This window comes from Methylobacterium sp. E-005 (assembly GCF_022829725.1).
Classification (GTDB): domain Bacteria; phylum Pseudomonadota; class Alphaproteobacteria; order Rhizobiales; family Beijerinckiaceae; genus Methylobacterium.
The window spans coordinates 42,777-63,061 of sequence record NZ_JAKSYG010000027.1; the positions used below are offsets into that span (position 1 = coordinate 42,777).

A 20,285-nucleotide genomic window follows, 5' to 3' on the forward strand; every position below is an offset into this window, starting at 1 on the left:
TCGACGTGGAGCGCGGTATCGGCGGCGGGCGCGGAAACGGAAATGATGTGTCCGATCGATTCGGTTGGGGGGCGCTCTGCCTACACGAAGCGGTTCGCTGCGCCGAGGATGACGATTCCCGACCCGCCGGCTCACGCGGCCGGGGGATGCGCCAGGAACTCCGCGATCGCCGCGACGAACCGCTCGCCATAGGCCTCGCGCTTGCGCTCGCCGACCCCGTGGACGGTGCGCAACGCCCAGAGATCGACGGGCTTCTGCCGGGCCATCTCGATGAGCGTGCGATCGGGAAACACCATGAAGGCTGCGATCCCCTCGGCCCGGGCGAGGGTCGCGCGCAGGCCGCGCAGGTGCTGGAACAGGGCCTCGTCGGTCTCCGACAGGGCGATCTCGCCGTCCTCCCGGGGCGCGGCCCGGCGGCGCTCGCGGGGCTCCGCCTTCTCCGGATCGGGGCGGAGCTGGACCGGCTCCCGCCCGTACAGGATCGCCTCGCCCTTCGCGGTCAGGGACAGGCCGCCGTAGCCGTCGGCATTCTCGGCGATCGCCCCCCCTGCGAAGAGCTGGCGCAGGATCGCCCGCCACGCGGCCACCGGCTTGTCGGCGCCGACCCCGAAGGTCTTGAGGCCGGTATGGCCGTTGCGGCGGATCTGCTCGCTCTCCTTCCCGTGGACCACGTCGCAGATATAGGCCGCGCCGAAGCGCTGTCCGGTGCGCACGATGGCCGAGAGGATCTTCTGGGCCGAGACCGTCCCGTCCACCAGGGTGACGCCGCCGCGGCACAGGTCGCAGCGGCCGCAGGGTTCGCTGATCTCCCCGAAATACGCGAGCAGCGACTGGCGCCGGCAGGTGGCGCCCTCGCACAGGGTGATCATCGCCTCGAGCTTGCGCCGCTCGACCCGGCGACGCTCGTCGGAAATCTCCTTCTCGTCGATCTGGCGGCGGCGCAAGGCCATGTCGTCGAGGCCGTAGAGGGTGAGCGTGTCGGCCGGCAGCCCGTCGCGGCCGGCGCGGCCGATCTCCTGATAGTAGCCCTCGACGTTGTTGGGCATGTCGGCGTGGCAGACGAAGCGCACGTCCGGCTTGTTGATGCCCATGCCGAAGGCGATCGTGGCGGTCATCACCACCCCGTCCTCCTGCAGGAACCGGTCCTGGTTCTTCATGCGCGTCGCCTGGTCCAGACCGGCATGGTAGGGCAGCGCGTCGAACCCGTCCTTCTTGAGGGTCTCGGCCAGCTGCTCGGTGCGCTTGCGCGACGAGCAGTAGATGATCCCGCTCTCGGAGCGCCTGTGCTTCAGGAACCGCTCGATCTGCCGGGCCGGGTTGTCCTTGGGCTGGAAGGTCAGCCGGATGTTCGGCCGGTCGAAGGAGTGGACGAAGATCTTCGGCGGCCGGCCCTGCGGGAAGAGGCGCTCGGCGATCTCGGCCCGGGTCGCGGCATCGGCGGTGGCGGTGAGCGCGAGCGTCTGAACGTTGCCGAGCGTCGTCCGGGCCCGGGCGATCTCCCGGTATTCGGGCCGGAAATCGTGGCCCCATTGGGAGACGCAATGCGCCTCGTCCACCGCCAGCCGCCGGACGCCGGCGCCGCGCAGGGCTTCGATGCAGCCCTCCATCAGCAGGCGCTCGGGGGAGACGAACAGCAGCCGCAGCTCGCCCGAACGCAGCATCCGCCACGTCTCGCGCGACTCGGACTCGGGGACCGACGAGTTCAGGGTCGCGGCCTCGACACCGACGCTCTTCATCTGCTGCACCTGATCGTGCATCAGCGCGATCAGCGGCGAGACCACCACGGTCAGCCCCGGATCGACCAAGGCCGGGAGCTGATACGTCATCGACTTGCCCGAGCCCGTGGGCATGACGGCGAACACGTCGGCGCCGTCGAGCACCGCACCGATCACCTCGTCCTGCCCGGGCCGGAAATCCTCGTAGCCGAAGGTCTTTTTCAGCGCGGCGCGGGCCTCGTCGAGGCGGGTCATCGGGATCCTTGGTCGGAGTACGGGCCGCTTGCGGCGCCTGCGTGTAGACACTAACCTCCGTGTGTCTACACGGAGGTCACCATGCCGCTCAACATCCGCAGCGAAGAGGTGAATCGACTCGCCGAGACGCTGGCATCGAAGACCGGCGTGAGCAAGACCGAAGCGGTACGACTTGCGCTCGTGAACGAGTTGGAGCGGCAGAACGCGGAGCAGGAGTCGTTCATGGAACGGGTCAAGGAAATCCAGGACCGGTTGGCTTCCTACCCATCGACGGGCCTCAAGGCGGACAAGGCGTTCTACGACAGTCTGAACGACGAGTGATGTTCATCGACGCGTCCGCCATCGTCGCGATCGTCGCCTGCGAGCCAGGACATCGGCCGCTGTTGGATCGCCTGCGCGACGGTCCCGTGCGGCTCACAAGCGGGGTCGCAATCTACGAGGCAGCACGTGCCATCGCCCGGCTTAAGTCCGTCCCGCCCGGAGTCGCTGAAGCGATTGTGGATGACTTTCTGGATGCCACCGGTGTCACCCGGGTTCCAATCGCAGCTGCGGAGGCACGACACGCCATCGCGGCACACGCCCGCTACGGCAAGGGCCGTCATCCTGCCCGCCTGAACCTCGGTGACTGCTTCGCCTATGCCTGCGCGCGGGTTCACGGGGTGCCGCTGCTCTATATCGGCGACGATTTCCCGCAGACCGATATTCCCTCAGCCCTCGCCTGAGCGTCCGGTCGCGCCAAACGCTTACGCCGCGAACCGCCGCTCCTCCGCCTGCCGCAGGGGCGGCTCCCAGGTTCCAACCCACGCGGTGCCCCGCCGTGGCAGGACCTCCGGGTGCTCGGCCTGGAGCCACGTGATCATAGCCCCGCGGACCGCGCAGTGCAGGTCCCGTGGCTTAGGGCGCGGTGCTTTCACCGGCATCCGGACCTCGATGGTCGTCTCCTGCCCGTCCGAGACCTGGAGATGAATTCCTTGCAGTCCCGGAGCGGCGAAGACGGGGCAGAATGGCGCTTTACCATCGTCCTTCAACGCAACGTCCCACGATCCGTCGGCAAGCGTCGGAGCCGCGACCCGTGACCCGCTTCGCGCGTTGCGATCCCCCGGACTTGTCAGCGTGCGGATGGGGCAGTGATGGAGGGACGAAACGAGCCCTGCGGCTGCATCCTCACAAATCCCCCAGGGCCAGCTGGCCCTGGTTGCGCGCCTTCGGCGGGGCGGCCTTGCGCTCCTTGGGTCGGCTGGAGGCGGCCCGCGCGACGGGCGGCTTCTTCGGCTTCGGGTCGCCGCGCATCCGGGCCACCGCCTTGTCGCGGGCGACCGCCTCTGGGGCGCTCGGATCGTCGGTCAGCCACTTGCCCCGCTTGATCACCTCGTTCACCCGGCCCTGATTCACCCCGACCTTGAAGGCGATCTCCTGCTGGGTCATGCCGGTCGTGGCGTGGAGGTCCAGGATCGACCGGGCGAGTTCGGGGGTCATCTTCTGGCCCGTAAGCCGCCGGGCCGGCTTGACCGTGCGGGTCGCGCGGTCGCGCTCGCGCAGGCGCTCAAGGAGCGCCAGCGCCATGTTCATGCCATGCTCGCGCAGGGCTTCCTCGAATTCCTTCAGGGTCGCCATCGGCGCCATCCTCCGCCGGGCACTGGGGCCGGTCACTGGGTTGAGAACGTGGCGGGAACACTCGGGTTTCGCAAGGCGGGCCGCTCCTGTCCCGAGGTTGATCCCGGGTCATCCACCGGAAATGCGGGCTCTGGTCTCCCCCGGGCGGCTCGGCTACAGGGGGCGGGCATCCGAGACGGCAGGGCCAGCCCGGCACGATGATCAGTCCGATCCGCAGAATCGCCCCCGGCGAGACGACCGCTTCCCTGGCCCGGGAGCTGGAGGCCGGGGCGGTGCTGCTGTTCCCCGACCTGCCGTTCCCGTTCACCGACTTCGAGCGTCGCTTCACCGAACGGCCTTTCGCGGACGGCAAGGCGAAGAACGTCAATATCCGCGGGGAGGCGGCGCACCTCCGCGGGGCGGCCGGCACCCCGGAGGAGCAGGAGGCCCTGCGTCAGCTCCTGATCCGCTACCGCGCCTTCGCCCGGGACCTGATCGGCACCTACCTGCCCGACTATGCCGACCGGATCAGTCTCGCCGGCACCTCGTATCGTCCCTTCGACGTGGATCAGCGCAAGCTCAGCTGGCGGCGCGACGACACGCGGCTGCATGTCGACGCCTTCCCGTCGAACCCGATCGGCGAGAAGCGGATCCTGCGGGTTTTTCGCAACATCAATCCGGCGGGCGAGCCGCGCCGCTGGCGGGTCGGCGAGGATTTCGGTTCGATGGCGGAGAAATTCCTGCCGCGGCTGCCCGACTATTCGCCGCTCTCGGCACGCCTGCTGGCGGCGCTCCGTGTCACCAAGGCCAAGCGCTCGGAATACGACCACCTGATGCTGCACCTGCACGATGCGCTCAAGCAGGACGAGACCTATCAGGCCTCAGCCCCTCAGGCCGACGTCGAATTCCGCCCCGGCGAGACCTGGGTGACCTTCTCGGACCTCGTCATGCACGGGGCGATGGGCGGCCGCTACATGCTGGAGCAGACCGCCTACCTGCCGGTCGCCGCCCAGGCCGACCCCGGTTTAAGCCCGCACCACATCCTGGCGGCCAAGCTCGGCCGCCCCCTTCGGACCTGAGAGGCACGTCAGACCATGATCCTGGAAATCGCGCAGATCGAGATCAAGCCCGGCCTGGAGGCGGAGTTCGAGGCCGGCATCACGAAGGCCTCGGCGATCTTCAAGGAGGCCAAGGGCTGCCGGCACTTCGAGGTCCGGCGCTCGATCGAGCACCCGCAGCGCTACCGGCTGCTGATCCATTGGGACACGCTGGAGGCCCACACCAAGGACTTCACCGGCTCGCAGCTCTGGCAGGATTACCGCGCCCTGGTCTCCCATTGCTTCGCCGGGCCGGTGTCGGTTGAGCATGCCGAGCAGGTGCTGAAGGCGTTCTGAGCGGCGCCCACCGGGCATTGCGGCGAAGGCCGCCGGTGCTAGGCTCCCGCCCGACCGATCCCGAGGCGAATCATCGGGACGCGGCAGGTGGGGAACAGGCTGATGGCGCGGCTCGGACGGCTCGCGGTTGCCCTGGCGGTATTCGGAGGGGTCTGGGGCGGCCCGGCGCTCGCCCAGAACGCGGCCTCGCCCCGCAGCACCGCCCCGCGCGCGACCGCGCCTGCTCCGTTCGCCAGGACCTTCGCCCGGGTCGATCTCGCCAGCGCGGCTGTGCGCCTCGAAGGGGCCCTCAAGGCAGAGGCCGGCACGGCGCTCCGGCCGGCGGCCCAGTCCCGCACCGCCGGGCAGGCGCTCCTCACCGCCAACAGGCCGGATCAGGCCCTCACGCCGCTCGCCGCCGCGGTGGCGGCCGACCCGGCCGATGTCCGCAACTGGCAGGCCTATGCCCGCGCGGCCTCGGCGGCGAAGGGCCTCCTCGAACAGAACGATTACCGGGGCCGGGCGCGCCTGCGCGAGCGGGCCACCGCGGCGGCCTATCGCGCCTACGAGCGCGCCGGCACCGCCCCCGACGCCGCGGCGGCGCTGGCGATGCTGGGGGCGGACGAGGCCGAGCAGGAATCCTGGCGTCCCGCCCTCGACGCCTACGCGGCGAGCCTCGCCCTCGACGAGGACGAGGGGATCCGGGACACCTACGAGGCGCTGCGGACCGAGCACGGCTTCCGCATCCTCGGCTACAAGGTCGATGCCGACGCGGCCGCCCCGCGGGCCTGCTTCACCCTCTCGGACGCGGTGGTGCCGAAGACCGACTACGCGCCCTACGTGGCCGTGTCGGGCAGCGGCAGCGCCGCCGTGACCGCGGAGGGCGCGCAGATCTGCGTCGACGGGCTCAAGCATGGCGGGCGCTACGCGATCGTCCTGCGCCAGGGCCTGCCCTCCGTCGTAGGCGAGAGCCTGCTTAAATCCGCCGATTACGAGATCTACGTCCGCGACCGCGCCCCGCAGGTGCGCATCACCGGGCGCAACTACGTCCTGCCCCGCACCGGACAGGCGGGCGTCCCCCTGGTCTCGGTGAACGCCTCGAAACTCGACGTCGAGGTCCTGCGGATCGGCGACCGCGGCCTGCTGCCGACCCTGCGGTCCGAGGATTTCCTGGGCCAGCTCAGCGGCGCCACCGCCCGGTCGATCGCGGCCGAGAAGGGCGTGCGTGTCTGGAAGGGCACCCTCGACACCGCCAAGGCTGAGCTGAACCAGGAGGCGGTCACCGCCTTCCCGGTCCTCCAGGCGGTGGGCAAGCTGGAACCCGGGATCTACGTGATGCTGGCCCGGCCCTCCGGCACGGTCTCGGCGGACGACGAGGGCTACGAGACCCAGGCGACCCAGTGGTTCGTGGTCTCGGATCTCGGGCTCACCGCCACGAAGGGGCGCGACGGGGTCCACGTGGTGCTGCGCTCCCTCGCCTCCGTGCAAGTCATGGCGGGCGCCGAGATCCGGCTGGTCGCCCGCAACAACGAGGTGCTGGGTACCCGCACCACGGACGCGCAGGGCCACGTCGCTTTCGATCCGGGGCTCGCCCGCGGAGAGGGTGGTCTGGCGCCAAGCCTGGTGGTGGCCCAGATCGTGGGCGATTACGGCTTCCTCGATCTCAATCTCGGCGCCTTCGACCTGACCGACCGTGGCGTGAAGGGACGGCCCGAGACCGGCGGGCTCGACGCCTATCTGTTCCCGGAGCGCGGGGTCTACCGCTCGGGGGAGACCGTCCAACTCACCGCCCTGCTGCGCGATGCGGCCGGCACGGCGGTGCCGGACCTGCCGCTGACCCTCGTGGTGAAGCGGCCGGACGGCGTCGAGTACCGGCGCGTCTCGGTGCCCGATCAGGGGCTCGGCGGCCGGGCGCTGCCCCTGCCGCTCCTGTCGGGCTCGATGCACGGCACGTGGCGGGTCTCGGCCTATACCGACCCGAAGGCCCCCGCGATCGGCGAGACCAGCTTCCTCGTGGAGGATTACGTCCCCGAGCGGCTGGAAGTCACCCTCAAGCCCCGGCAGGCGGCTCTGCACCGGGGTGAGGCCGCGCAGGTCGATGTCGCCGCCCGCTACCTCTACGGCGCCCCGGGGGCGGATCTCGACGTGTCCGGCAGCGTCACCGTGCAGGTTGCCGCCGCGAGCGGCATCAAGGGGTTGGACGGCTACAGCATCGGCCTCGACGACGAGGCGGTGGAGCCGCTCACGCAGGAGCTTCAGGACCACGCGACCACGAATGCGCAGGGCGGGGCCGACGTTACGGTCCCGGTTCCGCAGCCGGCGGCCCTGCGGGCGCTGGAGGCGAAGATCACGCTCGCGGTCGGCGAGCCGGGCGGACGGGCCCTGTCGCGCAGCCTGACCCTGCCGATCCTCCCGGCCGGCCCGGTGCTGGCCCTGCGCAAGGGTTTTGCGGACCTCCAGGACGGCGGGAATGCGGTCTTCGACGTGGTGCTGGCGAGTCCCGAGGGGGCGCTCCTCGCCCGGCCGGGGGTGAGCTGGACCCTGTCGCGGATCGACTCCGCCTACCAATGGTATCGGGCGGACGGGCGCTGGTCGTTCGAGCCGGTCAAGACCACCAAGCGCGTGGCCAGCGGCACGGTCGATCTCCGGGCCGGGGCCCCGAGCCGGATCGAGGCGCCGGTGGGGCTCGGCCGCTACCGGCTGGACGTCTCGGCCCCGGGCGTTCCGGAGGCGAGCGCCAGCCTCGGCTTCGATGTCGGCTGGGGCGGGTCCCAGACGGCCGAGGCGCCGGACCTCCTCGACCTGACCCTCGACAAGCCCGCCTACGCGGCCGGTGACACGCTCCGGGCCAAGCTCAGCCCGAAATTCAAGGGGCAGGCCAGCCTGATGGTGGTCAGCGACCGGGTGCACGAGACCCTGGAGGTCAGCGTTCCGGAGGGCGGCACCCTGGTGAGCCTGCCGGTGAAGGCCGAGTGGGGAGCCGGCGCCTATCTGATCGCCACCGCCTACCGGCCCCTCGATCAGGCGGCCAGGCGCCTGCCGGGTCGGGCCCTGGGTCTGGCATGGTTCTCGGTCGACCGGGAGACGCGCAGCCTCGGCGTCGCCGTGAAGGCGCCGGAACGGGCCCGCCCGCGCCAGGATCTGGCCCTGCCGGTCCAGGTCACGGGTTTGAAACCCGGCGAGGCGGCGCGGATCACCGTCGCGCTGGTCGATGTCGGGATCCTCAATCTCACCCGCTACGCCGCGCCGGACCCGACCCAGTACTTCCTCGGCCAGAGGGCGCTCGGGCCGGAACTCCGCGATCTCTACGGCTACCTGATCGACGGCATGCAGGGCTCCGTGGGCGCGATCCGTTCCGGCGGTGACGCGGGCGGCGGCGAACTCGCCGAGTCGCCGCCGACCCAGGCGCCGCTCGCGCTCTATTCCGGGATCGTGACCGTGGGGCCGGACGGTGCGGCCAGCGTCACCTTCCCGATCCCCGCCTTCAACGGCACGGGCCGCGTGATGGTCACCGCCTGGAGCGGCAAACGGGTGGGCCAGGCCCAGGCCGACGTGATCATCCGCGATCCGGTCGTGCTCAGCGCCACGCTGCCGCGCTTCCTCGATACCGGCGACCGCTCGCGGCTGTTCGTGGCCCTCGACAATGTCGAGGGGCAGGCCGGCGACTACACGGTCGATCTGAACCCGACCGGGCCGGTGGTGGTCGGCGCCAGCGCCCTGCGCCAGTCCTTCCGATTGGAGGCGGGTGCCAAGGGCCAGTTCGTGATCCCGCTCACCGCGGCGGGGCCCGGCACGGCCCGGCTCGACCTCGCCTTGTCGGGCCCCGGTCTGTCGGCCCCGCTGAACCAGAGCTTCGCCCTCGGGATCGCACCCGGGACCGGCACCCTGCTGCGCCGGTCCGTGCGCAGCCTCGCCCCCGGGGCGGCGCTGACGCTCACGTCGGACCTTGTCGCCGACCTGCTTCCTGGCACCGGCAGCGTCTCGCTCTCGGTCACGCCCCTGCCGGGCCTCGACGTGGCGGCCCTGCTCCAGGCCCTCGACCGCTACCCCTACGGCTGCTCCGAGCAGGTGGTGAGCCGGGCGATGCCGCTGCTCTATGTCAACAAGCTCGCGAGCCTGGAAAAGCTCGCCCTCGATGCGGGCGCGGACGACCGCGTGCGCGACTCGATCGAGCGGCTGCTCGCCCGGCAGGATTCGAGCGGCGACTTCGGCCTGTGGTCGGCGCAGGGGTCGAGCGACCTCTGGCTCGACGCCTACGTGACCGACTTCCTCACCCGGGCCCGGGAGCGCGGCTTCGCGGTGCCGCAGAAGGCCTTCGCCCAGGCGCTCGACTACCTGCGCAACGCGGTGGCCAACGCCGCCGAGGTGCGCAACGGCGGCGCGGATCTGGCCTATGCGGCCTACGTGCTCGCCCGGAACGGCCGGCCGGTGATGGGCGATCTGCGCTACCTCGCCGACACCAAGCTCACCGATTTTTCCTCCGCCCTCGGGCGCGCCCAACTCGCCGCCGCATTGGCGTTGCTGGGCGACCGCGGCCGGGCCACACGGGTGATGGACTCGGCCCTCACCGCGCTGCGGGCTGGGCGCGACACGGGCCTGTACCGCGCCGATTACGGCTCTCGCCTGCGCGACGGCGCCGGGCTGATCACGCTGGCGGCCGAGAGCGGGCTGACCCAGGGCGCCCTCGGCCCGGTCGCCGCCTTGTTCGGGGAGGAGCAGCAGACCGAGCGGGCGACGAGCACGCAGGAGAATGCCTGGATGGTGCTCGCCGCCGAGAGCCTGTCCAAGGAGGCCGAGGCCCTGTCGTTCGACCTCGACGGCGCGCCGCAGACCGGGACGCTCGCCCGGGTCTACCGGGAGGCGCGCTTGGCGGATCGGGGCGTGCAGCTGATCAATACCGGCCGCGGACCCGTGCAAGTGGCGGTGACCGTCAACGGCAACCCCCTGGCTCCGGAGCCGGCGACCGCGCAGGGCTACACGGTGGAGCGAAGCTTCCATCGCCTGGACGGCAGCCTCGTCGATCCGGCGGCGGGCCTGCGTCAGAACGACCGGCTCGTGGTGGTGCTCAAGGTCACCGAGGCCAAGGCGGAGGCCGCGCGCCTCCTGCTGGTCGATCCGCTGCCGGCGGGGCTCGAGATCGACAATCCGAAGCTGCTCGATGCCGACGTGCTCCAGGGCCTCGCCTTCGCCAAGTCGGACGTCCAGCCGGTCCATACCGAGTTCCGCGACGACCGGTTCGTGGCGGCCTATGACCGCGACCCGAGCCAGTCGGCCTTCTTCACCGTGGCCTACACGGTGCGGGCGGTCTCGCCCGGAACCTACGTGCATCCGGGCGCGACCGTGGAGGACATGTACCGGCCGGCCCGGTTCGGCCGGACCGCCACGGGGCGCGTGACCGTGGGAGCAGCCAGGTAGGTTGGATGCCGGGGGAACGCGCCGGTCGAGGGCGCGTCACCGTCATCACGGGCGGAGCGAAGTGACCCAGGGCAGCGCGCCATCGGTGATCTTGGCGCGGCCTTGGAGTGCTTCGCTTCGCCCGCGAAGACGCGGTGCCGAACACAGCATCCAGGGCTCGTTGAGGACGAGAAGGCGCAACCGGCTGAGCTGGATCGCTGCGTTGCGGCGAGCACATGGTGCATTGCGGAACCCCCGCGCGTGCCGGCCCATTCCCACAGGTCCCGTTCGGAACCCGTGGAGGCGATGCCCGATGCCGGACCTCGACGCGCTCACCGGCCCCGCCGCCCGCGGGCTGGCCTACCTGCCGTGGTGGGCCGAGAGCCTGATCCTGATCGTCGCCTGCTGCGCCGTGGTGATGCCGCTCCACGGAGTCGTCTACCGGGCGATGAAGCGCGCCGTCGCGGGCAAGAGCCTGTTCTGGCGCTCGCTGGTGTCGCGCACCCATGGGCCGACCCGGCTCGGCCTGATCGTGGTGGCGATCAGCCTCGCCTCGACCATCGTGCACCTGTCCTGGGAGGTGCGGATCGCCCTCAACCAGATCCTGCTGGTCGCCTTCGTGACGCTGACCGGCTGGTGCTGCGCCACGGCGCTGCACATCGCCACGGTGATCTACCTGCGCCGGTTCAAGCTCGACGCCGAGGACAACCTCCTGGCGCGCAAGCACTTCACCCAGATGCGCATCCTGGAGCGCGCGGGCGTGACCCTGGTGGCGCTGATCACCCTCGCGGTGGCGCTGATGACCTTCGAGCCGGTGCGCCAGTACGGCGTCAGCCTGCTCGCCTCCGCGGGGGCGGCGGGTCTGGTCCTGGGTCTGGCCATGCAGCCGGTCCTGTCGAACCTCGTGGCCGGGATCCAGATCGCGATCACGCAGCCGATCCGGATCGAGGATGCGGTCATCGTGGAGAACGAGTGGGGCTGGGTCGAGGAGATCACCGCGACCTACGTGGTGGTCCGCCTCTGGGACTGGCGCCGGCTGGTCCTGCCGCTGACCTATTTCATCCAGAAGCCGTTCCAGAACTGGACCCGCGACGGGGCCTCGCTGATCGGCAGCGTGTTTCTCTATGTGGACCACCGGGCCCCGGTGGCCGCCATGCGCGAGAAGCTCACCGAGATTGCCCGGGCGTCGCCCCTGTGGGACGGCAAGGTGGTCAACCTCCAGGTCTCGGATGCCAAGGAATCGACCATCGAGATCCGGATGCTGGTCAGCGCCCGCAACGCGCCCCAGGCCTGGGATCTGCGCTGCGTGGTCCGCGAGGCGATGATCACGTGGCTCCAGGCCGAGCACCCGGTGGCCCTGCCACGGCATCGTACGGAGTGGGTCGGGGCCGAGGAGCCGTCCCTGCGGCGGACGGAGGGGCGCCGCTTCGCGGCGTGATGCAGGCCATCACCGCGTCATCGGGAATGCTGCGCGGCCGCGCCGCCCGCGGGTCCCGATCCCGGCCCTCACCCCGCCGGCGCGAAATGCCCCCGGTAGCGGGCGCCGATCACCTCCACAGGCAGCGTGACGAACACGTCCGTCGTGCCGAACTGCCGGTCGATCACCGCGCCCTCGCCGAATGTCGCGCCGAGGCGCAGGTAGCCCTTGATCAGGGGCGGCAGCGCCTGCAGGGCGGCCTTGGCATCCACCGCCTCCTTCGGCAGCCGGTCCATCGCCACCGCGCGCTCCGGCAGCGGCCGGGCCCGCCACTCCTCGGGGGCGCGGGCATGGTGGTGCAGGAAGGCGAGCGGCAGGGCCAGCCGGTCCGGATTGGTGCCCTCCAGGCTGGCGCAGCCGATCAGCGCGTCGATCCGGTGGTGCAGCACGTAGGCGTAGATCCCCTGCCACAGCAGCTCGACCGTGCGCTTGCTCCGGTAGGGTTTGAGCACGCAGGATCGGCCCAGTTCCAGGATCCGCCGGTGCCCCTGAGCGGCCAGCAGCGGCCCGAGGTCGTACTCGCTCTCGGAATAGAAACCCGCGTGACGCTCGGCCACGTCACCGCGCAGCAGGCGGTAGGTGCCGACCACCTTCGGCCTGTGCTTGGCAAAGGGCTTCTTCCGCTTCGGAGGGGTGTGGTCGAGGACGAGGAGGTGGTCGCAGATCGCGTCGTAACCGTCGACGTCCCGGCGCGACAGGGCCGCGAGCCCGGAGGGCACCGCCGACATCTCCTCGTAGAACACCTTGAAGCGCAGGCGCTGTGCCCGGCGGATCTCGGACCTCTTCCGGGCCAGCCGCACTTCGAGGTTGCCGATGCGGCCGAGGCTGCGTTCCTCGAACGGCTCCGGCAGGCGGATCGCCTCCTCGGAGGACAGCACGTCGGCGATGCCGGCCGGGCCGCCCTCAACGGTACGCAGATGCGCGTGGCGGCGGCGCAGCTTGGCGATCGGCGCGCCCACGCCCCATTGCACGCCCCTGTGCCACCCGGCACCGAGCGCGCTGTAGGCTCCGCGGGCGAGATTGGCGACCATGATCCGGTTCACTCCGGGTGCGTCGTGCAGTGTCCCATCGGAATCAGAGCACGCCGTGGACACGCCATTATGACAGCCGCCACACGAAAGCGCCCCGGCCGGGGCCGGGGCGCTCGTAAAAATGCGGATGATCCGGAAGCGCGGTCAGGCGGCCTGCTGGACCGCGTCGGTGCGGACATCGCCCTCGATCACCGGGGCGCTGGGGCGGCCCGCCGTGGCGATCTGGATGCGGCGCGGCTTCTTCGCCTCCGGCACCTCGCGGACGAGGTCGATGTGGAGGAGGCCGTTCTCCAGGGCCGCACCCGTCACCTGGACGTGGTCGGCGAGCTGGAAGCGGCGCTCGAAGGCGCGGGCCGCGATGCCCTGATGCAGGAACTCGGCCTTGCCTTCCGCCTTGCGCTCGCCCTTCAGCGTGAGCGCGTTCTCCCGCACTTCGATCGACAGGTCGGCTTCGGTGAAGCCAGCGACCGCGACGGTGATGCGGTAGGCATTCTCGCCGGTCCGCTCGATGTTGTAGGGCGGGTAGGTGGGCGCAGCCTCGGCGCTGGCGAACTGGTCGAGCGCGGAAAACAGCCGGTCGAAGCCGACGGTCGAACGGTAGAGGGGCGCGAGATCGAACTGACGCATGACATATCCTCGTGTGAGCAACATGCAATTCCGGTCCGCCCCGAGGGGCCGGACCCGTCTTCCGTGCCGCCAGATGGCCGGCACAGACGAGATATCGGAGGGGGAAAAACGCGGTTCAAGACCCCGGGGCTTAGGGAGAATCGAGATTTTTTCGCTACGCTCGGCCGGTGCGTGGCTGTGCGTCAGGGGGGTCCATGGGACGGTTCGAGGGTAAGGCCAGGGCTGAGCCGCTGCTGACCCTGCGTGACACGCCCGACAATCCGGTCCCGCCCGGCGGCACCCTGATCGCGGTGGGGACGCGGGACGATTGCACCCTGCGGGCGGCCACCTGGCAGGCCACGACGCGCACCTGCTGGGGCACGGTCTGCCTGCTCCAGGGCCGGGCCGAGTTCATCGAGAAGTACTACGAGACGATTCGCGACCTGCGCGCCCGGGGCTTCGCGGTGGTGGCCTTCGACTGGCGCGGCCAGGGTGAGTCGGACCGGCGGGTGGACGATCCCCACAAGGGCCACGTCGCCCGGTACGACGATTACCGGCTCGACCTGCGCGCCGTGGCCGAGACCGTGCTGATGCCGCTGATGCCGGAGCCGCATGTCGGGCTCGCCCACTCGATGGGTGGCTGCGTCGCGCTGCTCGGGGCGCTCGACGGCTGGCTGCCGTTCCAGCGTCTCGTGACGGTGGCGCCGATGCTGTCGATCCGGATGATCCGCTGGCCGGCGGGGGCGTCCCTGCTGTCGCGGAGCCTGCAATGGCTCGGTCTCGGGAGCCGCTACATCCCGTTCGGCAAGCCGGTCTCGATCGCCACCAATCCCTATCCCGGCAACCGCCTGACGCGGGATCCGGTCCGCTACGCCCGCAACGCCGCGGCGGCCCGGCAGGTCGGTGCCGGCGCGGTCGGCGACCCGACGATCGCGTGGCTCGCCGAGTCGTTCCGGGCCATGGCGCGCCTGCGCGATCCGCGGGCGGCGCCGCGCATCACCCTGCCGACCCTGATCGTCGCCGCGGGGGCCGACCCCGTCTGCGGCACCCCCGACACCGAGCGCTTCGCGGCGCGGCTCAAGGCCGGGCACATCCTGGTCCTGCCGGATTCGCGCCACGAGATCCTGTCCGAGCGCGAGGCGATCCGGCAGGATTTCTGGGCGGCCTTCGAGGCCTTCGTGCCGGGCTCCCCCCTGCCCTCCCACGCGGAGGTCGCCACGCACGCCGCGGTGCCGGTGGCCTGAGGGTTTCAAAAGGGCTCGGCCTTTTTGCGGGTGCGGGGGAACCCTGCTGGCTCTGGGCGAAGCCCGAGATCGGGGCTCTGCCCCGATCCACCGTCAAAGGGCTGAGCCCTCTGGGATCCCGGACGATTCAGCCGCCCAGGTCCGGGTCGATGTCGCGGGGGCGGACGAACCGGTCGAGGCGCCCCTGCCCTTGGGCGATGTTGGCCCAGCGGTCGGTGTCGAACTCGATCACCACGTAGGCGGCGGTGGGGAATTCCAGCGCCAGGCGGTTGCGCACGGCACGCGGCCCCTCCCCGGCCAAATCCGACGCAAGGTCGCCCAGGCCCGGATTGTGGCCGACGACGATCACCGTCCCGGCGCTGTCTGGCGCAGACCGGATCACCGTCAGAATTTGGTGCGCCGACGCTTCGTAGATCTCCCGATGCCGGCGGGTCTCGGGGTTGCCGAGCGCAGCTGCCATCGCTTCCCAGGTCTCCCGGGTCCGCTGGGCCGTGGAGACCAGCGCGAGGTCCGGCCGCAAGCCCGCTTCAGCGAGATGGGCGCCCACGGCCGGCGCGGCCTGGCGGCCGCGGTCGTTGAGCGGACGCTCGTGGTCGGCGACGCCCGCCGGACGATCCGACTTGGCGTGCCGCAACAGGATCAGCCTGCGCATGACGTCAGCCCCTGGCAAGAACTCCGGACCGGCGCTGCGGTCTCCCGATGCCGGTTAGCCGAAAGCGCGGCGCGCGTCAGCCGCCGCGCTGCTCCCGCCGCATCATGAAGGCGAGCTTCTCGAACAGGCTCACATCCTGCTCGTTCTTCAGGAGTGCCCCGTGCAGCGGCGGGATCAGCTTGCGCCCGTCCTGCTCGCGCAGGGTCTCGGGGGCGATGTCCTCCGAGACGAGGAGCTTCAGCCAGTCGAGCAGCTCCGAGGTCGAGGGCTTCTTCTTGAGGCCCGGCACCTCGCGCATCGCCAGGAAGGTCCGCAGGGCCTCTTCGACGAGGCGGTGCTTGATGCCCGGATAGTGGACGTCGACGATGCGTTGCAGCGTCTCGGAATCGGGGAACTTGATGTAGTGGAAGAAGCAGCGGCGCAGGAACGCGTCCGGCAGCTCCTTCTCGTTGTTCGACGTGATGATCACGATCGGCCGGCGCACGGCCTTCACGGTCTCGCCGGTCTCGTAGACGTGGAACTCCATCCGGTCGAGTTCGGTGAGCAGGTCGTTCGGGAACTCGATATCGGCCTTGTCGATCTCGTCGATCAGCAGGACCGGGCGCTCGGGCGCCGTGAACGCCTCCCAGAGCTTGCCGCGCCGGATGTAGTTGCCGATCTCCGAAACCCGCGGGTCGCCGAGCTGCGAGTCACGCAGCCGCGAGACCGCGTCGTACTCGTAGAGCCCCTGCTGGGCCTTGGTGGTCGACTTGATGTTCCAGACGATCAGCGGGGTGTTCAGACCCTTGGCGATCTCCTCGGCCAGCACGGTCTTGCCGGTGCCGGGCTCGCCCTTCACGAGGAGCGGCCGTTCGAGCACCATGGCTGCGTTGACCGCCGCCGTGAGGTCGGGGGTCGCCACGTAGGTCTCGGTGCCGGAAAAGCGCATCGCGGTCTCGGGGAGGTGGGCCTGGCATCACGGGTAACGCGACGCCGGGTCAGGCCGCAAGCGCCACGCCTTTTCCGGACAGGTGGAGCGAAGCGGCCCCTGATCCGGGATCCAGCCACGCAAGCGGCTCGATCGTCGATCCTGGGGATCGGTCCCGGCGAACCGCAACGGCGGCGAGCTCATCGGCCTCGCCCGATCCTGGACCAGGGCCCTGGACCAGGGCGCATGACGGCGCCCTATGACGGCGCCCTACCCCCGCAGCGCCCCCGCCTCGGGCAGCACGCAGTTCGACAGAAACGCCGCGAGGTCGTCGGTGATGTGGTCGATATGCGGCTCGCGCACGGCCTCCTGCTCGAACGCTTCCCGGTAGGGATCGCTGACCTTGGGGACCACCAGGACGGTTGCCATCCCGAGGTCGTGCGGCACGGCGAGGTTGCGGGCGATGTCCTCGAACAGGGCGGCCCGCGTCGGCTCGACGTCGTGGGCCGTGAGGAAGCGCTCGTAGGTCGAGCGCTCCGGCTTCGGTATGAAATCGGCGGCCGCGATGTCGAACACGTCCTCGAAATGGTCGAGGATCCCGAGCTTGGCGGCCACGTTCTCGGCATGCCGGCGCGACCCGTTGGTCAGGATCAGCTTGCGCCCCGGCAGCCGTTCGATCGCGTCGCCGAGACCCGGGTCGAGCTGGATCGTCGAGTGGTCGATGTCGTGCGCGAAATCGAGGAACTCGTGCGGATCGACATCCGCCTCCGCCATCAGGGCCTTCAGGGTCGTGCCATAGGTATGGTAGAAATGCTTCTGCAGGGCGCGGGCCGAGATCCCATCGAGCCCATAGAGCTTCATCACGTAGAGCGTGATTCGGTCGTCGATCTGCGGCCAAACCCGGGCGTCGCTCGGGTAGAGCGTGTTGTCGAGGTCGAACACCCAGGTGTCGACATCGGCGAAGCCGCGCGCGTCGGGCGTGGTGAACTGGGCCTTGTCGGGGTGATGCACCGTATCCCCTTGGATTCCTGGCCCCCGCGCGGGCGAATCTGAACCTCTACGGTCAAGCTCGCAAGCCTGGCTGGCCCGGGGCTGGCCCGGAACAGGACAATGCGGGCGCGGGACGGAAGTTTCCGTCCCGCGCCCCGCGCCGCCGGATCGCGCCCTCAGCCCCGTCGGATCAGCGTGCCGGCGCCGTAATCGGTGAACAGCTCCAGCAGCACCGCGTGGTTGACCTTGCCGTCGAGGATGACGACCGCCTCCACGCCGCGCTCGATCGCGTACATGCAGGTCTCGATCTTGGGGATCATCCCGCCCGTGATGGTGCCGTCCGCGATCAGGCGGCGGCAATCCTCCACGGTGAGTTCGGGGATCAGCTTCTTGTCCTTGTCGAGGACGCCCGGAACGTCGGTGAGCAGCAGCAGGCGCTTGGCCCGCAGCGCCCCCGCGATCGCCCCCGCGAACGTGTCGGCATTGACGTTGTAGGTCTGCCCGTCCGCCCCGTAGGCGACCGGCGCGAGCACGGGAATGAGCTCGGCCTTCAGCACCGCATCGAGCACGCCGCGCTCGACATGCTCCGGTTCGCCGACGAGGCCGAGATCGATGGTCTGCTCGAGATGGCTCTCGGGATCGACCATGGTCTTGAGCGCCCGCTTGGCCCGGACCATGTTGCCATCCTTGCCGCACAGGCCGACGGCCCGCCCGCCCTCGGCCGAGATCCAGCCGACGATCTGCTTGTTGATCAGGCCGGCCAAGACCATCTCGACCACCTCCACGGTGGCCGCGTCGGTGACGCGCAGGCCGCCGCGGAACTCGGACTGGATGCCGAGCCGGTCGAGCATCTTGCCGATCTGCGGGCCGCCCCCGTGCACGACGATCGGCTTCAGCCCGGATTGTTCGAGGAGGACGATGTCCTCCGCGAAATCCTCGGCCGCCGACCGGTCGCCCATGGCGTGGCCGCCATACTTGATGACCACGATCTCCTGGTCGTAGCGCTGCATGTGGGGCAGCGCCTGGGCCAGAACCTCGGCGCGCACGTGCACGTTCGGCAATTCGGTCATCGCGGTCCTTCGCCGATCCTTGGGTCAGGGCAAGGGGTTATGGCAAGCGGGTGGGATTGCGGCCGCACCCGCCGGGCGGGGGCGCTTCTACAGGAAGCTGTCGGCACTGCGAAGCCGCCGTAGGGCCGGATGCCGGACGGAGAGCGGCGGGCCGCGAAACTGCGGGGATGACGGGGTCGACTCACCCCGGTGGCACTGCTGTCAAAAAACAGTCACCCTTCCCGTGTGTTGCAACCCGGCTACAGATTGGAGCAGAACCAGGGTCGAACGGGTTGCACACCCGAGGCGCCCGGCTCATGCTGCACTGCAGCGCGCTGGAAGCTGTTTGCCGGGAGGACCGGATGCGGATCGCGATGATTGGGGCCGGATATGTCGGCCTGGTGTCCGGGGCGTGCCTGGCCGATTTCGGACACAGCGTGGTCTGCATCGATCGCGACCCGGACAAGATCGCGAGCCTGAATGCCGGCCGGATGCCGATCTACGAGCCGGGGCTCGATGCCCTGGTGGCTGAGAACGTCCGGCAGGGCCGGCTCGCCTTCCGCACCAGCATGCGCGAGGCCGTGGCCGAGGCTGACGCGGTGTTCATCGCGGTGGGTACCCCCTCCCGCCGCGGCGACGGCTTCGCCGATCTGAGCTTCGTGTTCGACGCGGCACGCGAGATCGCCGAAGCGCTGTCGGGCTTCACCGTTGTGGTGACGAAGTCGACCGTCCCGGTCGGCACCGGCGACGAGGTCGAGCGCATCATCCGCGAGACCAACCCCTCGGCCGACTTCGCCGTCGCCTCCAACCCCGAGTTCCTGCGCGAGGGCGCGGCCATCGCCGATTTCAAGCGGCCCGACCGCATCGTGGTCGGCAGCGAGGAGGCCCGGGCCGAGGCGGTGATGCGCGAGGTCTACCGGCCGCTCTACCTGAACGCCGCGCCGATCCTTGTGACCAGCCGCCGCACCGCCGAGCTGACCAAATACGCCGCCAACGCGTTCCTGGCCGCCAAGATCACCTTCATCAACGAGATGGCCGACCTGTGCGAGGAAGTCGGCGCCGACGTGCAGCAGGTCGCCCGGGGCATCGGGCTCGACAACCGGATCGGCACCAAGTTCCTGCATGCCGGACCGGGCTATGGCGGATCGTGCTTCCCCAAGGACACGCTGGCCCTGGTCAAGACCGCCCAGGATGCCGGCACGCCGCTGCGGCTCGTAGAGACCGTCGTGGCGGTCAACGACCAGAGGAAGCGCGCCATGGCGCGCAAGATCATCAAGGCCTGCGCCGGTTCCGTGCGCGGCAAGACGGTGGCGCTGCTCGGCCTGACCTTCAAGCCGGACACGGACGACATGCGCGACGCACCGTCGCTGGCCATCGTGGCGGGCCTGCAGGATGCGGGCGCAAAGGTGCGTGCCTACGACCCTGAGGGCATGGCGCATGCGCGGGTGCTGATGCCGGCCGTGGACTACGCCGAGAACGCCTATGCCTGTGCGGAGGGGGCCGAGGCGCTGGTGATCGTCACCGAGTGGAACGCCTTCCGGGCCCTCGACCTCGACCGGCTGCGGCAGGCCATGGCGTCCGGCGGGGCGATGCCGGTCCTGGTCGATCTGCGCAACATCTACGATCCCGAAAGCGCCGCGCGGCACGGCTTTATCTATTGCGGCGTCGGACGAAACGGGGCCGGCGCCGAGCCGAACCCGTCCTGACCTGTACGATGATCCGGGGATCTCTTCGGAAGATCTTCTCGTGGCCTGGGCGCAACGCGGTCAGACCGGCTTCCGATCGCAGGGCGAAACTGCGGCTTTCTGATGATCGTTTCAGCGTCTCGACGACCAGTCGAACGGTCCAAACTTGGCGTTCTGATCGCCGGGATTGGATAGGACTCTGATGAATACATGTCACAGCCTTCGGCAATTTCGCCGCGCGGGGATGACCTCGCGTGTGGGCTGGTTGGACACCGCAATGGTGCCACAGTAAGGGGTGAGAGGGTACTCACTCG

Annotated in this window: 16 protein-coding genes; 8 read left to right on the forward strand and 8 right to left on the reverse strand. The window is 70.1% G+C overall.

The window, feature by feature from the left end; genetic code table 11:
* Positions 1 to 131: 131 nt before the first annotated feature.
* A complete protein-coding gene (gene recQ / locus MKK88_RS02060) occupies positions 132 to 1,970 on the reverse strand; it encodes a DNA helicase RecQ (RefSeq protein ID WP_243996926.1) in 1,839 nt (612 codons plus the stop codon).
* A gap of 81 nt (positions 1,971 to 2,051) precedes the next feature.
* On the opposite strand from recQ, the gene MKK88_RS02065 reads away from it, so the two are divergent.
* A complete protein-coding gene (locus MKK88_RS02065) occupies positions 2,052 to 2,291 on the forward strand; it encodes a type II toxin-antitoxin system VapB family antitoxin (protein ID WP_243996927.1) in 240 nt (79 codons plus the stop codon).
* Positions 2,291 to 2,692 carry a type II toxin-antitoxin system VapC family toxin gene (locus tag MKK88_RS02070; RefSeq protein ID WP_243996928.1) on the forward strand — a complete coding sequence of 134 codons (402 nt, stop codon included), beginning with the start codon at positions 2,291 to 2,293 and terminating at the stop codon, positions 2,690 to 2,692. Before MKK88_RS02065 ends, MKK88_RS02070 begins: the two co-directional genes overlap by 1 nt.
* A gap of 442 nt (positions 2,693 to 3,134) precedes the next feature.
* Here MKK88_RS02070 and MKK88_RS02075 read toward each other — a convergent pair whose 3' ends face one another.
* The gene (locus MKK88_RS02075; protein WP_243996929.1) at positions 3,135 to 3,584 is read right to left on the reverse strand and encodes an RNA polymerase subunit sigma-70; all 450 of its coding nucleotides are present in this window, start codon (positions 3,582 to 3,584) and stop codon (positions 3,135 to 3,137) included.
* A gap of 197 nt (positions 3,585 to 3,781) precedes the next feature.
* On the opposite strand from MKK88_RS02075, the gene MKK88_RS02080 reads away from it, so the two are divergent.
* From MKK88_RS02080 to MKK88_RS02095, 4 genes are all read left to right on the forward strand, one after another.
* The gene (locus tag MKK88_RS02080) at positions 3,782 to 4,642 is read left to right on the forward strand and encodes a Kdo hydroxylase family protein (RefSeq protein WP_243996930.1); all 861 of its coding nucleotides are present in this window, start codon (positions 3,782 to 3,784) and stop codon (positions 4,640 to 4,642) included.
* Positions 4,643 to 4,657: 15 nt separating this feature from the next.
* Positions 4,658 to 4,957 carry an antibiotic biosynthesis monooxygenase family protein gene (locus MKK88_RS02085; RefSeq protein WP_243996931.1) on the forward strand — a complete coding sequence of 100 codons (300 nt, stop codon included), beginning with the start codon at positions 4,658 to 4,660 and terminating at the stop codon, positions 4,955 to 4,957.
* A gap of 102 nt (positions 4,958 to 5,059) precedes the next feature.
* Positions 5,060 to 10,351, forward strand: a complete 5,292-nt coding sequence (locus MKK88_RS02090; RefSeq protein ID WP_243996932.1) for an alpha-2-macroglobulin family protein — start codon at positions 5,060 to 5,062, stop codon at positions 10,349 to 10,351.
* A 292-nt stretch (positions 10,352 to 10,643) separates the two neighbouring features.
* A complete protein-coding gene (locus MKK88_RS02095; RefSeq protein WP_243996933.1) occupies positions 10,644 to 11,768 on the forward strand; it encodes a mechanosensitive ion channel family protein in 1,125 nt (374 codons plus the stop codon).
* Between the two features lie 68 nt (positions 11,769 to 11,836).
* Here MKK88_RS02095 and MKK88_RS02100 read toward each other — a convergent pair whose 3' ends face one another.
* Positions 11,837 to 12,838 (reverse strand): GNAT family N-acetyltransferase, encoded by a 1,002-nt coding sequence (locus MKK88_RS02100; protein WP_243996934.1) that lies wholly within the window; start codon positions 12,836 to 12,838, stop codon positions 11,837 to 11,839.
* Between the two features lie 144 nt (positions 12,839 to 12,982).
* On the reverse strand, positions 12,983 to 13,465 hold the full coding sequence (locus tag MKK88_RS02105; RefSeq protein WP_243996935.1) for an Hsp20 family protein: 483 nt from the start codon (positions 13,463 to 13,465) through the stop codon (positions 12,983 to 12,985).
* 194 nt (positions 13,466 to 13,659) lie between these two features.
* On the opposite strand from MKK88_RS02105, the gene MKK88_RS02110 reads away from it, so the two are divergent.
* Entirely contained in the window at positions 13,660 to 14,688 is a 1,029-nt protein-coding gene (locus MKK88_RS02110; protein ID WP_243996936.1) for an alpha/beta fold hydrolase, read from the forward strand.
* A 127-nt stretch (positions 14,689 to 14,815) separates the two neighbouring features.
* On the opposite strand, the gene MKK88_RS02115 is transcribed toward MKK88_RS02110, so the two are convergent.
* The 4 genes from MKK88_RS02115 to argB form a co-directional block, all read right to left on the reverse strand.
* Complete coding sequence (locus MKK88_RS02115) at positions 14,816 to 15,340, reverse strand: SixA phosphatase family protein (protein ID WP_243996937.1); 525 nt, start codon at positions 15,338 to 15,340, stop codon at positions 14,816 to 14,818.
* Between the two features lie 76 nt (positions 15,341 to 15,416).
* Entirely contained in the window at positions 15,417 to 16,268 is an 852-nt protein-coding gene (locus MKK88_RS02120; protein ID WP_243996938.1) for an AAA family ATPase, read from the reverse strand.
* Between the two features lie 249 nt (positions 16,269 to 16,517).
* Positions 16,518 to 17,258 (reverse strand): pyrimidine 5'-nucleotidase, encoded by a 741-nt coding sequence (locus tag MKK88_RS02125; RefSeq protein WP_243996939.1) that lies wholly within the window; start codon positions 17,256 to 17,258, stop codon positions 16,518 to 16,520.
* Between the two features lie 155 nt (positions 17,259 to 17,413).
* Positions 17,414 to 18,307, reverse strand: coding sequence for an acetylglutamate kinase (gene argB, locus MKK88_RS02130; RefSeq protein WP_243996940.1), 894 nt, complete (start codon positions 18,305 to 18,307; stop codon positions 17,414 to 17,416).
* A gap of 341 nt (positions 18,308 to 18,648) precedes the next feature.
* Here argB and MKK88_RS02135 point away from each other — a divergent pair, with 341 nt between their 5' ends.
* Positions 18,649 to 19,992 (forward strand): UDP-glucose dehydrogenase family protein, encoded by a 1,344-nt coding sequence (locus MKK88_RS02135; RefSeq protein ID WP_243996941.1) that lies wholly within the window; start codon positions 18,649 to 18,651, stop codon positions 19,990 to 19,992.
* The last annotated feature ends 293 nt before the right edge of the window (positions 19,993 to 20,285 follow it).